The following is a 16,350-nucleotide window of genomic DNA, read 5'->3' as shown; positions in this document are numbered from 1 at the left end:
TGGACGCCGTCATGGTCCGGGTGAACCCCGGAGGTCAGCGGTTCAGCGCCCGCGCCCGGCGCTCAGCTCTGCGAAGGCTGCGGCCACCCGGTCCGTGGTGTCCGGGCCGGCGGCATGATCCAGCCGCTCGCGCAGGGTCCGCCCGGGCACCCAGGTGGTGTGCGCGCGGACCTCCTCGGCGGCGTCGGGGCTCGCCTCGCCGAGTACCCGGAGCAGGGTCGCGTAGGCCTGCTCGTCGTCGATCACGGCGGCGAGGCTCGTGTCCAGGTCGACCGGGCCGGGGGCCGCTGTGGCGACCGGCGCCGGCACCGACCACTCGTGGCTGCCGGAGGAGACCGTCAGTTCCTCGCCGGTGCCCGGCAGGACCACCCGGGCCCGGGTGTTCGGCGGCACCGTGGCGGTGACGGTCACCGTGTCGCCGTCGCGACGCCAGCCGACGGCGGCCGTTCCGTACGGTGTGCGGTGCTCAGCCCGGGCGTGGGTGAAGCCGGGCAGCGGCCGGGGCTGGACGAGCAGGGTGCGGTAGCCCGGCTCGGCCGGGGCCAGGCCCGCCACGACGCGGTGCAGCCAGTCGGCGATGGCGCCGAGCGCGTAATGGTTGAACGACGTCATCTGGCCGGGGTTGATGGACCCGTCGGGGAGGGTGCTGTCCCAGCGCTCCCAGATCGTCGTGGCGCCCATCGTGACCGGGTACAGCCAGGACGGGCACTCGGTCTGGGTGAGCAGCCGGGTCGCCACGTCCAGGTGTCCGGTCCGGGTCAGGGCGTCGGCGATGATCGGCGTGCCGACGAACCCGGTGCCGATCCGGTACCCGCTCTCGCGGACCAGTTCGGCCAGGCGCCGCCCCAACGCGTCGTGCTGGGGCACCGGGGCGATGTCGAACACGATGGCCAGCGCGTACGCGGTCTGCGCGTCGGACATCATCCGGCCGGCCGGGGTCACGTACTCGGCCAGGAACGCCGCCCGGACCTGCTCGGCCCGGTCGCGATAGCGCTGCGCGTCCGCATCGCGCCCGAGGACGGCGGCGGCGTGCGCGGCAAGGTCGGCCGAGCGGAACACGTAGGCACTGGCCACGATGTCCGGGTGGGCCTTCGCGTCGGCGGGACTCTCGGGCGGCGCCGTCGGGTCCAGCCAGTCCCCGAACTGGAACCGGCCCTCCCACAGGTGCCGATCGCCGGCGAGGTCGAGGAGGTGGTCCGTCCACGCCGTCATCGACTCGTACTGCGCCTCCAGGGTGCCGCGGTCCGCGAACCGCTCCAGCAGCACCGAGGGCACCACGGTGGCGGCGTCACCCCAGGCCGCGGCCGGCCGGGCGGGCCCGAGCACGTTCGGCACGATGAACGGGACCACGCCGCCGGCGGCGTGCTGTTCGAGGGCGAGGTCGGCGAGCCAGGAGGACAGGAACGTCCTGGAGTCGAACAGGAAGGTCGCCGTCGGCGCGAACACCTGGATGTCCCCGGTCCAGCCGAGCCGTTCGTCCCGCTGGGGGCAGTCGGTGGGCAGGTAGAGGAAGTTGCCGCGCTGGCCCCAGACGACGTTCTCGTGCAGGCGGTTCACCAGGTCGTGCGAGCTCGTGAACCAGCCGGTGCGCTCCATGTCGCTGTGGATCACCACGGCAACGACGGACGCCGGATCGAACTCACCGGGCCAGCCGGACACCTCCGCGTACCGGAACCCGTGGAAAGTGAACTCAGGCTCCCAGGTCTGCTCGCCGGTCCCGGCGAGCGTGACGGTGTCGGTGGCGGCGGCCGCGCGCAGCGGACGCACCCCGAGTTCACCGTGCTCGAGCACCTCCGCGTGCCGCAGCGTGATGATGTGCCCCTCCGGGCCGCCGACCGTGATCCGCAGCCGCCCGACCAGGTTCTGCCCGAAGTCGAGGATCGTGCGCCCGGACGGGGTGGTGATGACCTCGGTGACGGCCAGCTCCTCGATCCGGCGGACCGGCGGGGACGTGCGCGGTTCGGGGACGACGGTCGGCTCGGCCGTACGCGCGGGCGACCACCCGCCGTCGTCGAAGCCTGCGGCGGACCAGCCGGGCTGGGCGAGCCGGGCATCGTGGGACTCGCCCGGGTAGATCCCGCTCGCGGTGATCGGCCCGTGGCCGGCCCGCCAGGTACCGTCGGTGACGAGTTCGGTGGTGGTGCCGTCGGTGTGCTCGACGATCAGCTGGAGCGCGACCGACGGCTGCTCGGCGTAGACGCGGTGGGCGCGGTCGCGGAAGCCGTACTGCTCGGTGGCCCAGGCGCCGGCGAAGCGGATCCCGACGGCGTTGGCGCCCGCGGCCAGCAGGGCGGTCACGTCCGTGGTCTCGTGGATGAGCCGGTACTGGTAGGGCGTCCAGCCGGGCTTGAGGACCTCGTCGTCGACGTCGGTGCCGTTGATGGCGACCTGGTAGGCGCCGGTCGCGGTCGCGAACAGGGTGGCCCGGCGGACCGGGGCGGGCAGCTCGAACTCGGTCCGGACCAGGCCGGGCTCGGCGGGCTTGGTGGGCGCGGTGAGCCCGATCGGCTCGGCGCGCCACCGGCCCGGCGCCAGGAAGCCGGCGCGCACGGTGAGCGCTTCGCTCCAGTCGGAGGTGACGCCGTCGGCGCCGGTGACCCGCACCCGGACCTCGCCGTCCTGGCCGGGCGTGAGCGCCTCGAACGGCCACGGCACCAGGACCGAGTCGCCCGAGTCGACCGTGACGGTGTTGGTCGCGCCGGCCGAGGTGAACTCGAGCTCGGCGGACCGCTGGGTCCAGTCGCTCGCGTCGGTCTCGGTCCGCCAGCTCAGCCGGGGCGTCGGCGTGGCGACGAAGGACGTGCCACGTGGGACCTCGGCGTCGAGCGCCACCGGGCGTGCTGCGGTCATGGGGTCCACTGCTCCTTTGCGGTGCCGGCCACCAGGGCCGGGTGATTCGGGGGTGCGGTCCGAGGTCCGCCGTGGCCGGGCCTCGGAGTCTTCCGCCGGGTGCGCCTGCCTTCCGCAGCCATCCTGAATCGTTACAAGTGGGTTGTCAATGCCTCGGACGGGGGCCGGCCCGCGAATGCCCGGGGGCTGCGGGCCCGTTGTCGAATTGTTGCCCGGAGTCGTTGACGGCAGACCGAATCGCACGTAGAGTAGCGGTACGTTTGAACCGATTCAATCGGGTCCGTGCTGTGCCGTCATGGTGGACGGTGACTTTACGAGGAGGTAAAGGATGAGCATGCGTCTAGGTGCCCGCAAGGGCTCGGTCGTCCTCGCGGCGGCAGCACTGGTGGCAGGCATGGCCGCCTGCAGTTCCGGAGGTGGTTCCGGCGGTGACCAGGTCGAGATCACGTTCCTCACCCAGAACGGTGAACCGGGCGCCACCGCGGCGCAGGAGCTGGTCGATGCGTTCATGGCCGCGAACGAGGACGTGGTCGTGAATCTCGAGACGCAGCCCCCGGGTGCCGAGGGTGACAACCTGATGAAGACCAAGCTCGCCACCGGCGAGATGGCGGACGTCTTCCACTACAACTCCGGGTCCCTGCTGCAGGCCCTGAACCCGGACCAGAACCTCGTGGACCTCTCCGACCAGGAGTGGGCCGACTCCCTGGTGGAGGACATGCGTACCGTCGTCTCCACCGACAACGGCATGTACGGGGCGCCCTGGGGCACCACCCAGGCGGGTGCCGTGATGTACAACAAGCCCATCTACGAAGAGCTTGGCCTCGAGGTGCCCACGGACTGGGCCGGCTTCATGGCCAACAACCAGGCCATCCTCGACGCGGGCACCGCCGCCCCCATCATCCAGACCTACGGTGACACCTGGACGAGCCAGTTGTTCGTGCTGGCAGACTTCGCGAACGTCACGGCGCAGGACCCGGACTGGGCGGCGGAGTACACCGCGCACAACCGCTTCTACGCCGATCAGCCGGCCCTGCAGGCGTTCGAGAACCAGCAGGAGGCCTTCGAAGCCGGCTACTTCAACGAGGATTTCGCGTCCGCCCTATATGACGACGGCATCCGGATGCTCGCCACCGGAGAGGGCGCGCACTACCCGATCCTCACCGGGGCGGGAGCCGCCGTGGCGCAGAACTATCCGGACAACCTCCAGGACATCGGGGTGTTCGCACTCCCCGCACAGGACGCCGCCGACACCCGGCTGACGGTGTGGCTGCCCAACGCCATGTACATCCCGAACACCACCGAGGGCGAAGAGCTCGAGGCCGCGCAGCGCTTCATCGCGTTCGCACTGTCCGAGGAGGGCTGCCGGATCCAGAACGAGGTGCTCGTCCCGAGCGGCCCGTTCACCACGGACCTGTGCGAGTTGCCTGAGGACGCGGCCCCCACGCTGACCGACGTGCAGACCTACTTCGACGCGGGCCTGACGTCCCCGGCGCTGGAATTCCTGTCCCCGATCAAGGGGCCGAGCCTGGAACAGATCACGGTCGAGGTCGGTTCGGGCATCCGGCCGGCCGCGGACGGAGCTGCACTCTATGACGTGGACGTCGAGAAGCAGGCCCAACAGCTCGGCCTCGAGGGGTGGTAGCGGCCTCGGAGTCCTGACACCCACACCGTCGCGTGCGGCCGCCTCACGCCAGCCACGTGAGGCGGCCGCCGGAGATCAATGGAGATCGCATGACGACCCTGGTCGCGAGCCGTCCCAGCGCCGATGATGCCCTGAAGCCACCCAAACGCCGCCCGATCAAGAGCTCCTACCCCACCTGGTTCTACATCCCGGCGGGGGTGTTCTACCTCGTCCTGTTCGCGGTGCCCACCTTCGCCTCGCTGTACTTCAGCCTGACCCGGTGGACCCTGTTCGACACCGAGTTCATCGGCCTGGACAACTTCGTCCAGTTCTTCAGCGAGCCGATGCTGCTGCGCGGGTTCACGAACACGTTCATCTACGGGTTCCTGACGTCGGGGGCGAAGGTGGTGCTCGGCTTGCTGCTCGGGGTGTTCCTCACCTCGCAGATCGCTGCCCGGGGGTACCTGCGCTCGGTCGTGTTCTTCCCGGTGCTGGTCTCCACGATCGGCGTCGGCATCACGTTCAAGGTGCTCATGGACCCGTTCGACGGGTTGATCAACTCCGGGCTCGCCCTGTTCGGCATCACCGGACCCGGCTGGCTCACCGACCCCTCCCTGGCGCTGTTCTCGATCGCCCTGGTGGACGTCTGGAAGGGCGTCGGCATCGCGACCCTGATCTACATCGCCGGGATCGCCGCCATCCCGCCGGAGTACTACGAGGCCGCGCGGGTGGACGGCGCGAACGGCTGGCAGCGCTTCTGGCGGATCACGGTGCCGCTGGTCCGGCCGGCGACCACCACCGTGGTGCTGCTCTCCCTGATCGGCGGGCTGCGCGCGTTCGACCTGATCTGGGCGATGACCCGCGGCGGCCCGGGGTTCACCAGCGACGTGATCGGCTCGGTCATCTACAAGCAGTACCAGGCCGGCTTCTACGGGCTCTCGACCGCCGGCAACGTGGTGCTGTTCGTGGTGGTGACGGCGATCATCGTGCCCATCGCGATCTGGTTCAACAAGAGGGAGGTGGAGCGATGAAGGCGAAGGCGCTGCGCCGCAACCTGACCGGGGCCGTCGCGGTGCTCGTCTCGATCGTGGTGTTCCTGGTCCCGTTCGCGTTCATCGTGCTGACCGCCGCGAAGTCCGCGCCGGAGGCGTCCCTGCTGGACCTCTCGCTTCCGAGCGAGTGGCTGCTGTGGCAGAACGTCGTCGACGTGATGCAGACCCGCGACTACATGCTGGTGCGGGCGTTCGTGAACAGCACCGTGCTCACGGTGACGTCGGTGGTCCTCATGGTGGTCATGGCTGCGATGGTGGGCTACGTGCTGCAGCGGCGGTCCTCGCGATGGAACCCGATGGTCAACGTCCTCGTGCTGGCCGGTCTGATCGTGCCCCCCGCCGTGGTGCCGACCATCTGGGTGCTGCAGACCATCGGGCTGTTCAAGACGATGCCCGGGATGATCTTCATCGAGGCCACCTTCGGCCTCTCGTTCTGCATCCTGCTGTTCCGCGCGTTCGTCTCGACGATCCCCAAGGAGCTGGACGAGGCCGCGGTCATCGACGGCGCCGGACCCCTGCGACTCTTCTTCCAGGTGGTGCTGCCGCTGCTCAAGCCGGTGGTGGTCACCGTCGTCGTGGTGCAGGCCGTGGCCGTCTTCAACGACTTCACCGGGCCGCTGTACTTCCTGCCCGGAAGCGACAACGCCACCGTCCAGCTCACGCTGTACAACTTCCAGAGCCAGACCCTGAACCAGTGGAACCTTCTGTTCATGAACATCTTCCTGATCACGATCCCGCCGCTGGTGATGTACATCGTCTTCAACCGGCAGATCGTGGCCGGGATGACGTCCGGCGCGGTCAAGGGCTGACGCTGCCGGTGGAGCACCACGAGGCGGCACTCACGCGGTACGTGCGGGACGCCGCCGCGCAGGAGACGACCCTCGCCGTCGTGCTCGTCGGCTCCGTAGCCCGCGGGACCGAACGGCCCGACAGCGACCTCGACGTCTACCTCGTGGTCGACGACGACGCCTGGGATGCGGCGGCCGAGGCGAACAGGCTGGCCTGGAGCGAACGTCACGATGAGGACTACCCGGGCGGCTACGTGGACATCAAACTCGCCAGCCCGAGTTACCTCGCGGCCGCGGCGGACCGCGGGGACGACCCCACCCGTGCCTCGTTCGCCGGCGCCCGGGTGGTGTTCAGCGCCCTGCCCGGGATCGAGGCGTCCATCGCGGGCCTGGCCACGCTTCCGGAACAGGAGTGGGACCGGCGCGTGGACGCCCACCTCGCCCAGGCCCGGCTGCACGGTCGCTACTTCCTCGGGCAGGCGCACGCGTCCGGTGACGAGTTCCTGCGCCGGCACGCCGCCCTGCACCTGGGGCTGGCTGCGGCCCGGTGCGTGCTCGCCGCCAACCGGACCCTGCTCCGGGGCCCCAAGTACGTCACCGACACCCTCACCAACCTGCCGGACCTGCCAACCGGGTTCCTCCCGCGCTGGCAGCGGGTCCTCGCGCAGGCGGACCCCGCCGACGCGGCGGCGCTGATCGGGTCGCTCGAGGTGTGGCTGCCACGGGTCCTGCCCCGGGAGGAGACGCTCTCGACCTTCATCCGGGACAACGAGCTTCCGTGGCTCACCGGCGCGCTGCCGGCCGAGTACTACTGACCGGCGCCGCTCAGACCCAGGTGGGCAGCAGCATGTGCAGGCGCCAGAACGTGTACGGCACCCACTGGTTGCTCCAGATCGGCCAGTAGAACGCGGACACCACGAGCGCGAGGACCACGATCACCGCCGCCGTCCAGATCCCCGGCCGGCGCTCCCGCAGCGGCACGTCCGCAGGGCCGATCAGCTCGGCGATCACGTAGGTCAGCGCCAGCACCACGAACGGCACGAACGCGACCGTGTAGAACGTGAAGATGGTGCGCTCCGAGTACGCGAACCACGGCACGTACATCGCGAGATAGCCCGCGAGGATCGCCCAGGCCCGCCAGTCACGGCGCCGCAGCGCCGCCCAGACCCCCAGGACCAGAGCCAGGGCCGCGCCCCACCAGATGATCGGGTTGCCCACGGCCAGGATCGCCCCCGCGCACCGCTCGGCACCGCACAGGTCCATCGCGCCCGCGTCGGACTCGACCGACCGCCATGCGAACGAGGTCGGCCGCCACTGGATCAGCCATCCCCACGGCTGCGACATGTAGGTGTGCTCGGACGTGAGGTTGTTGTGGAAGTCCCACATCTTCAGGTGGTACTCCCACCAGGAGTTCAGCCAGTCCGGCAGCCACGGGCGCTCGGGCACGTCGGCGAGCGCGTTCACCTCGGTGGCCCACTGGCGGTTGTAGGAGTTCGGGTTAAGCCACCACGGCAGCCACGTGAGCACATAGGTGAGCGCCGCCGTCGGCACCATGGCGAGGAAGGCCGGTACGCCGTCGCGCAGGGCACCGGCCCCCACCCACAGGCGCACCCCGACCGCCCGGCGGGCGCTGATCGTCCAGGCGACCGCGAACAACCCGAACACGGCGACCGCGTAGATGCCCGACCACTTCACGCCACACGCCAGGCCGAGGCACACGCCGGCCACGAGCAGCCACCAGCGCACGCCGACCTTCGGGCCCCACGGGTCCCGCAGCGAGCCGTGTTGGGCGATCTCGACCGAGGCCGCCCGGGCGAGCCGGCGCCGATGTCGCTCCCGGTCGAGCAGCAGCGCTCCGAACGCGGCGAGGACCCAGAAGGACAGGAAGATGTCGAGGATCGAGATCCGGGACATCACGATGTGGATGCCGTCGATCGCCAGGAACAGGGCTGCGGTGCAGCCGAGCAGCGTCGACGAGAACAGCCGCCGCCCGATCCGGGCGAGCATGAACACGCTGATGATGCCGATGACCGCGGCGCTGATCCGCCAGCCCCACGGGCTGTCCACCCCGAGCAGCCGGATCCCGGCGGCGATCATCCACTTGCCGACCGACGGGTGCACCACGTAGTCCGCGGTGGTCTGCAGGTCGGAGTAGTCGCCGGCCGCGAAGTTCTCGTCGGGCTCCTCGTTCCAGTCGCCCTCGTAGCCGAGCGCGAGCAGCGAGTAGGCCTGCTTGACGTAGTAGGTCTCGTCGAACACGAGCCGGGCCGGCCGGTCCAGGTACGCCAGCCGGAGCACCGCCGCGAACGCCGTCACCAGGGCTGGACCGAGCCACGCCCACAGCCGTGAGCCGGGGATCGAGGTCACCTGCAGCCGGCCGAGCAGGCTCCGCTCGATCTGCTCCTGGGTGCGGCCCGCGTACTGCAGCTTCGGCGCGCGCAGCGCTTGGCGCACGCGGGTGGACCACCCGACGGCGGGGGCTGCGTGGTGCGGGTGAGTTTCCGTCCGGTCCTCGTGGCCCGGGCCGGTGGCCCCCGTCGCAGCCGTGCGCTCGCTAGCGTCGAGGTCGGTCGCGTCCGTGTGCCGGGTCGCGCCGGCGTCCTCCTCGACGTCGGGCGCCCCCTCTGCTGACCGGCTCACCCGCACGAGTGTAAGTGGGGCAGACTGGCATGCGTGGCAATCGATCGCGAGTCCGAGGGTCCCGATCCCGACGGCGGAGCCGGGGTGATCGTGCTCGCGGCAACCCCGATCGGGGACACCGGGGACGCTCCGCCGCGCCTGGTGGACCTGCTCGGCCGGGCGGACCTGATCGCCGCCGAGGACACCCGGCGGCTGCGGGCGCTCGCGGGCCGGCTCGGGGTCACCCTCACCGCCAGGGTGATCAGCTACCACGAGCACAACGAGTCCGAGCGGGCGCAGGTCCTCGTCGCCGCCGCGCAGGAGGGCGCCACCGTGCTGGTGGTCTCCGACGCCGGCATGCCGGGCGTCTCCGACCCGGGCTTCCGCGTGGTCCGGGCCGCCGCGGACGCCGACGTCCGGGTCACCGCGGTGCCCGGCCCGAGCGCCGTCCTCACCGCCATCGCCCTGTCCGGGCTGGCCAGCGACCGGTTCACGTTCGAGGGCTTCGTGGCCCGCAAGCCGGGGGAGCGGGGCCGGGCCCTGGCTGCGCTCGCCGCGGAGCCGCGCACGATGGTGTTCTTCGAGTCGCCGCACCGGATCGCGGACACGCTCGCCGCGATGGCCGACGCGTTCGGCGGCGACCGGGCCGCCGCCGTCTGCCGGGAACTGACGAAGACCTACGAGCAGGTGCGCCGCGGACCCGTGGCCGAGCTGGCCGAGTGGGCCACCGAAGGTGTGCGCGGCGAGATCACGATCGTGGTCGCAGGAGCGCCGCCGCCGGTCTCCGAGCCCGCTGACCACGTGGCCGAGGTGCTGACCCGGATCGAGGCGGGGGAGCGGCTCAAGGAGGCGGCCACCGCCGTCGCCGCCGCGCACGGGGTGAGCCGGCGCGAACTGTACGAGGCTGCCCTGCGGGCCCGGTAGGCACGACGTAGCCTTGGCCCAGTCGGGTGTCGCGGGCACCCCGGAGGAGGAAGGGGGCCGCCATGGCCGTGGACCGCAAGACGATCGTCGCGACGATCAAGTGGATCGGACCGTTCCTGCCGAAGGCGCTCGAACTGATCAAGCAGAACCCGGAGATCTGGCAGAGCGTCCAGGACCAGGCCAACCGGCTCGCCCGGCGCAAGGGCACGGCCACGCAGGATGTGCTGGCCACGATCGAGGTGCTCCGTGACCAGGTCGCCTACCTCGCCGAGTCCGCCGACGACACCGACGAGTCGCGCCGCGCCGAGGCGTGGTCGAAGCGCCTGACCCATTGCGAGCACGCGGCCCAACTGCTCACCGCGCCAGGCACCACGAAGGACGAGCGCAAGGCGTTGGCGGCGCGGGTGGCCACGCTGCGGACTGAGATCTTCACCGCGTTCATCGCCGAGCACGGCGAGGACGCCCAGGGGATCGGTCGGGTGCCCGAGCTCGACGGGCCGGCCGGGTCGGACGAGGCGTAGACCCGCTCCGGCGGCGGCACTCGATCGCCCCCGACGCTCAGCTTGGGCCGCCCTCGATCGCCGCACCCGGCCCCCGGTCGCGTGTCGGTGCTCGCCGCTAGGTTTCGGTGGATGAGCCGACTCGAGCTTCACGACGTGACCGAGAAGAACCTGCGCGCCCTCACCGAGTTCCCCCTCCGCCCCGGTCAGGACCAGTTCGTCGCCCCGGTGGTGCACTCGATCGCCGAGGCGTACGTGACGCCGACGGCCTGGCCGCGGGCCATCGTCGACGGGGACGAGGTCGTCGGGTTCGTCATGGCGAACTTCGACCCGGACAACGAGCTCGAGGCGTTTCGGTGCGGGATCTGGCGACTGAACGTCGCGGCGGGCGCGCAGCGGCGAGGCGTGGGCCGCTTCGCGGTCGAGGAGGTCGCCCGCGAGGCTCGGCGGCGGGGCCGGGACCGGATCACCGTCCTGTGGGTGGAGGGCGAGGGTGGGCCCGAGGAGTTCTACCTCCGGTGCGGTTTCGTGCCGACCGGGGAACGGGTCTTCGGCCAGGTCCTCGGGGTGCGTACCACCACCGAACGCGTCTAGCCGAGTTCGTCCGAGCGCAACAGCTCGACCCCGGCGGCGGCCAGCTCGGCGCGAGCGGCCTCACCCTGCTGCGGGCTCACCGGCACCGTCAGGTCCGTGAAGAGGCGGGTCCGCAGGTGCTGGTCGAGCGCGTCGAGAGCGGTCTCCTTGACGCAGTGGGACTCCGCGATGCCGACCACGTCCACGTCCGCGATGCCCGCGGCGGTGAGGATCTCGGCGAGCGAGCGGCCCTCGGCGTCCGTGCCCTCGAATCCGGAGTAGGCCGCCTCGTAGGCGCCCTTCTTGACCGCCACGTCCGCGTTCAGGTCCGCCAGCGCCGGATGCAGTTCCGCCTCGGGGGTGCCGGCCACGCCGTGCGGGGGCCAGGAGTCGATGAAGTCCGGGGTGTCCGAGAAGTGCTCACCCGGGTCGATGTGCCAGTCCTGGGTGGTGACCACGAGGTCGTAGGCGTCCCGGTGGTTGCGGGCGAACTCGGCGACCCGATCGGCGACGGCATTGCCGCCGTCGACGGCCAGGGCGCCGCCCTCGCAGAAGGTGGGTTGGACGTCCACGACCAGGAGTGCTCTGCCGGTGCTCATGACTCCCACTGTGCCACTCCCACGCGGCGCCTCGACAGCACGCGGCGGTAACGTTTCGCCATGGACTTCCGCCGCATCGAGGGTCTGCCCCCGTACGTGTTCACGATCATCGACGGGCTCAAGCTGGAGGCCCGGCGCGCCGGCCGGGACGTCATCGACCTCGGCTTCGGCAACCCGGACCTGCCGTCCCCGCAGATCGCCGTCGACAAGCTGGCCGAGGCCGCCCACAACGCCCGCAACCACCGGTACTCCTCCTCGCGCGGCATCCCGAACCTGCGCCTGGCGGTGGCGAACCTGTACCAGCGGCGGTTCGGCGTCACCCTCGACCCGGACGCCGAGGTGCTCTCCACGATCGGCGCGAAGGAGGGCTTCAGCCACCTGATGTGGGTGCTGCTGGCCCCCGGCGACGCCGCGATCGTGCCCACGCCGAGCTACCCGATCCACATCTGGGGGCCGTACTTCGCCGGCGCCGACACCCGGCAGGTCCCGATCGGCGACGGTACCGACGGCGGCGGCTACATCGACCGGGTCATGGAGGCCTGGGAGCTGGGCTGGCCCAAGCCACGGGTGGTGGTGCTGTCCTTCCCGCACAACCCGACCACCTCCACCGTGGAGCTGGCGGACCTGCAGCGCCTCGTCGACTGGGCCCGGGACCGCGACGTCGCCCTGGTCCACGACCTCGCCTACGCGGACATGTGCTTCGACGGCTGGACGCCGCCGTCGATCATGCAGTGCGAAGGTGCCACCGAGGTGGCCGTCGAGCTGTACTCGATGACGAAGTCCTACTCGATGGCCGGCTGGCGGGTCGCGTTCATGGTCGGCCGCCGGGACGTCATTAAGGCGCTGTCCCAGCTGAAGAGCTACCTCGACTACGGCACCTTCCAGCCGATCCAGATCGCCGCCACCGTCACCCTGAACGAGGCCACCGAGTACCCGGCCGAGCTCAGCGCGATCTACGAGTCCCGCCGGGACACCCTCTACGACGGGCTCGCCCGCATCGGCTGGGACATCCTCAAGCCGAAGGGCACCATGTTCGCGTGGGCGCGGATCCCCGAGCCCTACCGGGAGATGGACTCGATCGAGTTCGCCACGCACCTGGTCAACGCTTGCGACGTGGCCGTATCACCCGGCGTCGGCTTCGGCCCTGGCGGGGAGGGGTTCGTGCGGTTCGCGCTCATCGAGAACGAACAGCGCATCGGGCAGGCGGTCCGCGGCATCAAGCGCGGCCTGACCAGGCTCACGACGGGCTGACGACGGGCCGACGGCGGGTGCCCGGCCTTACGCTGGCGGCATGCCCACCGCTCTCATCACCGGCGCCTCGTCCGGCATCGGCCTCGCGTTCGCCCGGCACCTCGCGCGGCGGGGCAACGGCCTGGTGCTGGTCGCCCGCAGCACCGGTCGACTCGAGGAGATCGCTGCCGAGTGCCGGGCCACCGGCGCCCCGAGTGTTGAGGTGCTCGGGGCCGACCTGGCGACCTCGGCCGGTGTGGACGCCGTCGCCGCCCGACTCCGCCACCCCGACATCCGCACCCTCGTCAACAACGCAGGCCTCGCCGTCGGCACGCCGTTCCTGAACGCCGACGAGGCGGACCTGCGCCGCCAGCTCGCCGTGAACGTCGAGGCCGTGCTGCGGCTGACCCACGCCGCGCTGCCCGGCCTCGTCGAGCGCGGCAACGGCGCGATCATCAACGTCGCCTCGATCGCGTCCATGCTGCCCGGCCGAGGCAGCACGTACTCGGCCTCGAAGGCCTGGGTGCTGCAGTTCTCCGAGGGGCTCGCGACCGACGTCGCCGCCCACGGCGTCCGTGTCCAGGCGCTCTGTCCGGGGTTCGTGCGCACCGAGTTCCACGACCGCGCCGAGATCGACATGTCGAGGATGCCCGACTGGATGTACGTGGACGTCGACCACCTCGTCGCCACCTCGCTGCGGGACCTCGAGCGCGGCGTCGTGATGAGCGTGCCGGGTGCCCTCTACCGCGCGATCGCGTTCCTGTCCCGGGCGGCGCCGCGGTCGGTGGTGCGCCGACTGGCGTCGTCGATCAACTCCGAGGACCGGGACTGACGTCCGGGTGGTCGGTCACGGCGGGCCGGCCTCTTCGGGCCGGGCCTCGGCCCGCACGCAGCAGCGCCCGGCGCCCGGATCGGCGACCACCCGCCGGCCACACGCGGCGCCCTCGGCCATGCCTCGCACGAGCGAGTAGTTGAGCTCGCAGACCAGCTCCGTGTGCGCCTGCGCGAGCTGGTGGAACGGGCAGTTGCCCATCACCAGGTCGCCGGCCGGCTCCTCCCGCGGGGTGAAGCCCACGCCGGCCAGGGCCGCCTCGAACGTGCCCGCACGCTCGCCACGGGCGCGACCGTCGGCCGCGGCGCGCTCGCGGAGCACGTCCCGGACGCCGGCGCCGGTCCGTGCGGACTCGGCGATCGCCCCGGCGAACAGGTCCGCGGCCAGCTCGTAGTGCCGGGGCGGCACGGACACCGAGATCTCCTCGGCGGCGCGGGTGTAGAGCTTCGTCGGGCGGCCGGCACCGGGACCGCGGCGCCCGCCGAGCCGGCGGAACTCCACGCCGAGCAGGCCGGCGGCGGCCAGCGCCTCCAGGTGGAAGGCGGCGGTGCTGCGGCTCAGCCCGAGCGCGCTCGCGGCGGCCTCCCGCCCGACGGGCTCGTCCTGCCCGGCGATCAGGTCGTACAGCGCGCGGCGCGTCGGATGGTCCAGCGCGGCGAGCCGATGCGTGGTGTCCTCGACCATGACCACCACCCTACGCTTCTAAAAACAACTTTGCTGGACGAAAGTTCGGGAACGGATCTACCGTCGTTGCATGGACGACCTGACCACCCTCACCGCGGAGCCGCCGAGCCCTCGGTTCGCACTCGAGCAACCGAGCGGGACAGCTCACGGACGCGACGCCGTCGACCTCGAGCATGTGGCGACCGACCACCAACCGATCGATCGCGCGAAGGCGATCACCGCCGTCGGCGACCTCCTCACGGCCCTCGGCCGCGACGTGCGCGGACCGCACCTGCAGGACACGCCCCGGCGGGTCGTGGACGCCTACCTGGAGATGCTCACCCCACGTGAGTTCACCCTCACCACGTTCGGCAACGACGAGCACTACAACGAGCTCGTGCTGGTCCGCGACGTCCCGTTCCACTCCCTGTGCGAGCATCACCTGCTGCCGTTCACCGGAGTCGCGCACGTCGCCTACCTGCCCGGGTCGCGGCTCGTGGGCCTGTCCAAGCTGGCCCGGGTGGTGGAGCATTTCGCGCGTGACCTGCAGGTCCAGGAGCGCCTCACCCAGCAGATCGCCGACTTCCTCGCCGAGCGGCTCGACCCCCGCGGGGTGGGGGTGGTCCTCGATGCCGAGCACGAGTGCATGTCGCTGCGCGGCGTCGGGGCGCGGGGTGCGCGGACCGTGACCAGCGCCCTGCACGGCGTGTTGCGCGACGACGCGCGCTCGCGCAGCGAGTTCCTCGCCCTCACCGGGCTGCGCTGAGTACCGATACCGATAAGGATGAGTGCCATGGCTGAGCAGACGTTCGTGATCATCGGAGGCGGGCTGGCCGGGGCCACCGCCGCGACCACCCTTCGGGAGCAGGGCTTCACCGGCCGGGTGGTGCTGTTCGCCGGCGAGGACGAGGTGCCCTACATCCGCCCGCCGCTGTCGAAGGAGTTCCTTGCCGGCTCGGCGGACCGGGCCGAGCCGCAGGTGCACCCAGAGCCCTGGTATGCGGAGAACTCCGTGGAGCTGCGCCGCGGCACGCCGGTGCGCGAGCTGCGCCCGGCCGCGCACGAGGTGCTGCTGGACGACGGTGAGACGCTCGGCTACGACAAGGTGCTGCTCGCCACGGGTGCGTCCTCGCGGCGCCTGCGCGGGGAGGCGTACCCGGACCTGCGCGGGGTGTACTACCTGCGCACGTTCGCCGAGTCGGAGGCGCTGCGCGCCGCCCTGGCCGACGGCGGCCGTCGGGTCGTCATCGTCGGTGCCGGTTGGATCGGGCTCGAGGTGGCCGCGGCCGCCCGCGGCTACGGCAACGAGGTGACCGTGCTCGGCCGGGAGGACGTCCCGCTCGAGCCCGCGCTGGGCGCGGAGCTCGGCGCGTACTTCGGCGCGCTGCACGCCCGCAACGGTGTGGACGTGCGGATGCAGGTCGAGGTCGCCGGGTTTGAGGGGGAGTCCGATGTGACCGGGGTGCGCCTGGCCGACGGCGAGGTGGTCGGCGCCGACGTGGTCGTGGTCGGGGTCGGCGCCGTGCCCAACACCGAGCTGGCGCAGGCCGCCGGGCTGCGGGTCGAGGGCGGCGTGGTCGTGGACGCCGCGCTGCGCGCCGAGGGCGACGCCGACGGACTCGCGGACGTCTTCGCGGCCGGCGACGTCGCGAGCGCGTTCCACCCGGTGCTCGGCAAGCACCTGCACGTGGACCACTGGGCGAACGCCGAACGTCAGGGTGCCGCGGCGGCGCGGTCCATGCTCGGCCAGGACCTCAGCTTCGACCGGGTGCCGTACTTCTACACCGACCAGTTCGATCTGGGTATGGAGTTCTCCGGGTACGGCGACCTCATGTCCGGCTCCCGGGTGGTCTACCGCGGCGACGTGGGAGGCGGCGAGTTCATCGCGTTCTGGGTCACCGGACCCGATAACGACGCCCGCGTGGTCGCTGGGATGAACGTCAACGTGTGGGACGTCAACGAGCAGATCGACGCCCTGATCGCGTCCGGCCGTGGGGTGGACGTGGCCCGGCTGGCCGACCCGGACGTCGCGATCGCGGATCTCTGAGCGTCGAGAGTGCTGTGGTGGCAGCCATGTCTGCTCGGTCGGACCGGGGCGG

Annotated in this window: 15 protein-coding genes; 11 read left to right on the top strand and 4 right to left on the bottom strand. The window is 71.4% G+C overall.

The window, feature by feature from the left end:
* Positions 1-42: 42 nt before the first annotated feature.
* On the bottom strand, positions 43-2,850 hold the full coding sequence (locus KCQ71_RS11155; protein ID WP_223405800.1) for a family 78 glycoside hydrolase catalytic domain: 2,808 nt from the start codon (positions 2,848-2,850) through the stop codon (positions 43-45).
* A gap of 328 nt (positions 2,851-3,178) precedes the next feature.
* Here KCQ71_RS11155 and KCQ71_RS11150 point away from each other — a divergent pair, with 328 nt between their 5' ends.
* From KCQ71_RS11150 to KCQ71_RS11135, 4 genes are all read left to right on the top strand, one after another.
* Positions 3,179-4,492 (top strand): ABC transporter substrate-binding protein, encoded by a 1,314-nt coding sequence (locus KCQ71_RS11150; RefSeq protein ID WP_223405798.1) that lies wholly within the window; start codon positions 3,179-3,181, stop codon positions 4,490-4,492.
* 89 nt (positions 4,493-4,581) lie between these two features.
* On the top strand, positions 4,582-5,502 hold the full coding sequence (locus KCQ71_RS11145; protein WP_223405796.1) for a carbohydrate ABC transporter permease: 921 nt from the start codon (positions 4,582-4,584) through the stop codon (positions 5,500-5,502).
* Positions 5,499-6,332 carry a carbohydrate ABC transporter permease gene (locus KCQ71_RS11140; protein WP_223405794.1) on the top strand — a complete coding sequence of 278 codons (834 nt, stop codon included), beginning with the start codon at positions 5,499-5,501 and terminating at the stop codon, positions 6,330-6,332. Before KCQ71_RS11145 ends, KCQ71_RS11140 begins: the two co-directional genes overlap by 4 nt.
* 8 nt (positions 6,333-6,340) lie before the next feature.
* On the top strand, positions 6,341-7,126 hold the full coding sequence (locus KCQ71_RS11135; protein ID WP_223405792.1) for a nucleotidyltransferase domain-containing protein: 786 nt from the start codon (positions 6,341-6,343) through the stop codon (positions 7,124-7,126).
* Positions 7,127-7,136: 10 nt separating this feature from the next.
* Here KCQ71_RS11135 and KCQ71_RS11130 read toward each other — a convergent pair whose 3' ends face one another.
* Complete coding sequence (locus tag KCQ71_RS11130) at positions 7,137-8,951, bottom strand: dolichyl-phosphate-mannose--protein mannosyltransferase (protein ID WP_223405790.1); 1,815 nt, start codon at positions 8,949-8,951, stop codon at positions 7,137-7,139.
* A 33-nt stretch (positions 8,952-8,984) separates the two neighbouring features.
* Here KCQ71_RS11130 and rsmI point away from each other — a divergent pair, with 33 nt between their 5' ends.
* The 3 genes from rsmI to KCQ71_RS11115 all read left to right on the top strand — a co-directional run bounded on the left by rsmI (position 8,985) and on the right by KCQ71_RS11115 (position 10,948).
* Positions 8,985-9,854: a 16S rRNA (cytidine(1402)-2'-O)-methyltransferase gene (gene rsmI, locus KCQ71_RS11125; protein WP_223405788.1), complete on the top strand. Its 870-nt coding sequence runs from the start codon at positions 8,985-8,987 to the stop codon at positions 9,852-9,854.
* Positions 9,855-9,916: 62 nt separating this feature from the next.
* Positions 9,917-10,375 (top strand): hypothetical protein, encoded by a 459-nt coding sequence (locus KCQ71_RS11120; protein ID WP_223405786.1) that lies wholly within the window; start codon positions 9,917-9,919, stop codon positions 10,373-10,375.
* Positions 10,376-10,486: 111 nt separating this feature from the next.
* A complete protein-coding gene (locus tag KCQ71_RS11115) occupies positions 10,487-10,948 on the top strand; it encodes a GNAT family N-acetyltransferase (protein WP_223405784.1) in 462 nt (153 codons plus the stop codon).
* Here KCQ71_RS11115 and KCQ71_RS11110 read toward each other — a convergent pair.
* Complete coding sequence (locus KCQ71_RS11110; protein WP_223405782.1) at positions 10,945-11,526, bottom strand: isochorismatase family protein; 582 nt, start codon at positions 11,524-11,526, stop codon at positions 10,945-10,947. The genes KCQ71_RS11115 and KCQ71_RS11110 overlap by 4 nt on opposite strands.
* Positions 11,527-11,586: 60 nt before the next feature.
* Between KCQ71_RS11110 and KCQ71_RS11105 the strand changes: the two genes are divergently transcribed.
* Together KCQ71_RS11105 and KCQ71_RS11100 are read left to right on the top strand one after the other, a co-directional pair.
* On the top strand, positions 11,587-12,777 hold the full coding sequence (locus KCQ71_RS11105) for an aminotransferase class I/II-fold pyridoxal phosphate-dependent enzyme (protein ID WP_223405781.1): 1,191 nt from the start codon (positions 11,587-11,589) through the stop codon (positions 12,775-12,777).
* Positions 12,778-12,817: 40 nt separating this feature from the next.
* Positions 12,818-13,588 carry an SDR family NAD(P)-dependent oxidoreductase gene (locus KCQ71_RS11100; RefSeq protein WP_223405779.1) on the top strand — a complete coding sequence of 257 codons (771 nt, stop codon included), beginning with the start codon at positions 12,818-12,820 and terminating at the stop codon, positions 13,586-13,588.
* A gap of 15 nt (positions 13,589-13,603) precedes the next feature.
* Here the strand turns inward: KCQ71_RS11100 and KCQ71_RS11095 are convergent, their stop codons facing one another.
* Positions 13,604-14,272, bottom strand: a complete 669-nt coding sequence (locus tag KCQ71_RS11095) for a helix-turn-helix domain-containing protein (RefSeq protein WP_223405777.1) — start codon at positions 14,270-14,272, stop codon at positions 13,604-13,606.
* Positions 14,273-14,342: 70 nt separating this feature from the next.
* Between KCQ71_RS11095 and folE the strand changes: the two genes are divergently transcribed.
* Complete coding sequence (folE, locus tag KCQ71_RS11090) at positions 14,343-15,017, top strand: GTP cyclohydrolase I FolE (protein WP_223405775.1); 675 nt, start codon at positions 14,343-14,345, stop codon at positions 15,015-15,017.
* A gap of 27 nt (positions 15,018-15,044) precedes the next feature.
* Positions 15,045-16,298, top strand: coding sequence for an NAD(P)/FAD-dependent oxidoreductase (locus tag KCQ71_RS11085; protein WP_223405773.1), 1,254 nt, complete (start codon positions 15,045-15,047; stop codon positions 16,296-16,298).
* Positions 16,299-16,350 lie beyond the last annotated feature (52 nt).

It is taken from the genome of Occultella gossypii (assembly GCF_019947135.1).
GTDB classification, from domain to species: domain Bacteria; phylum Actinomycetota; class Actinomycetes; order Actinomycetales; family Beutenbergiaceae; genus Occultella; species Occultella gossypii.
Note: the sequence above shows the minus strand (reverse complement) of the source record. Positions and strands in the feature narration are given on the sequence as shown.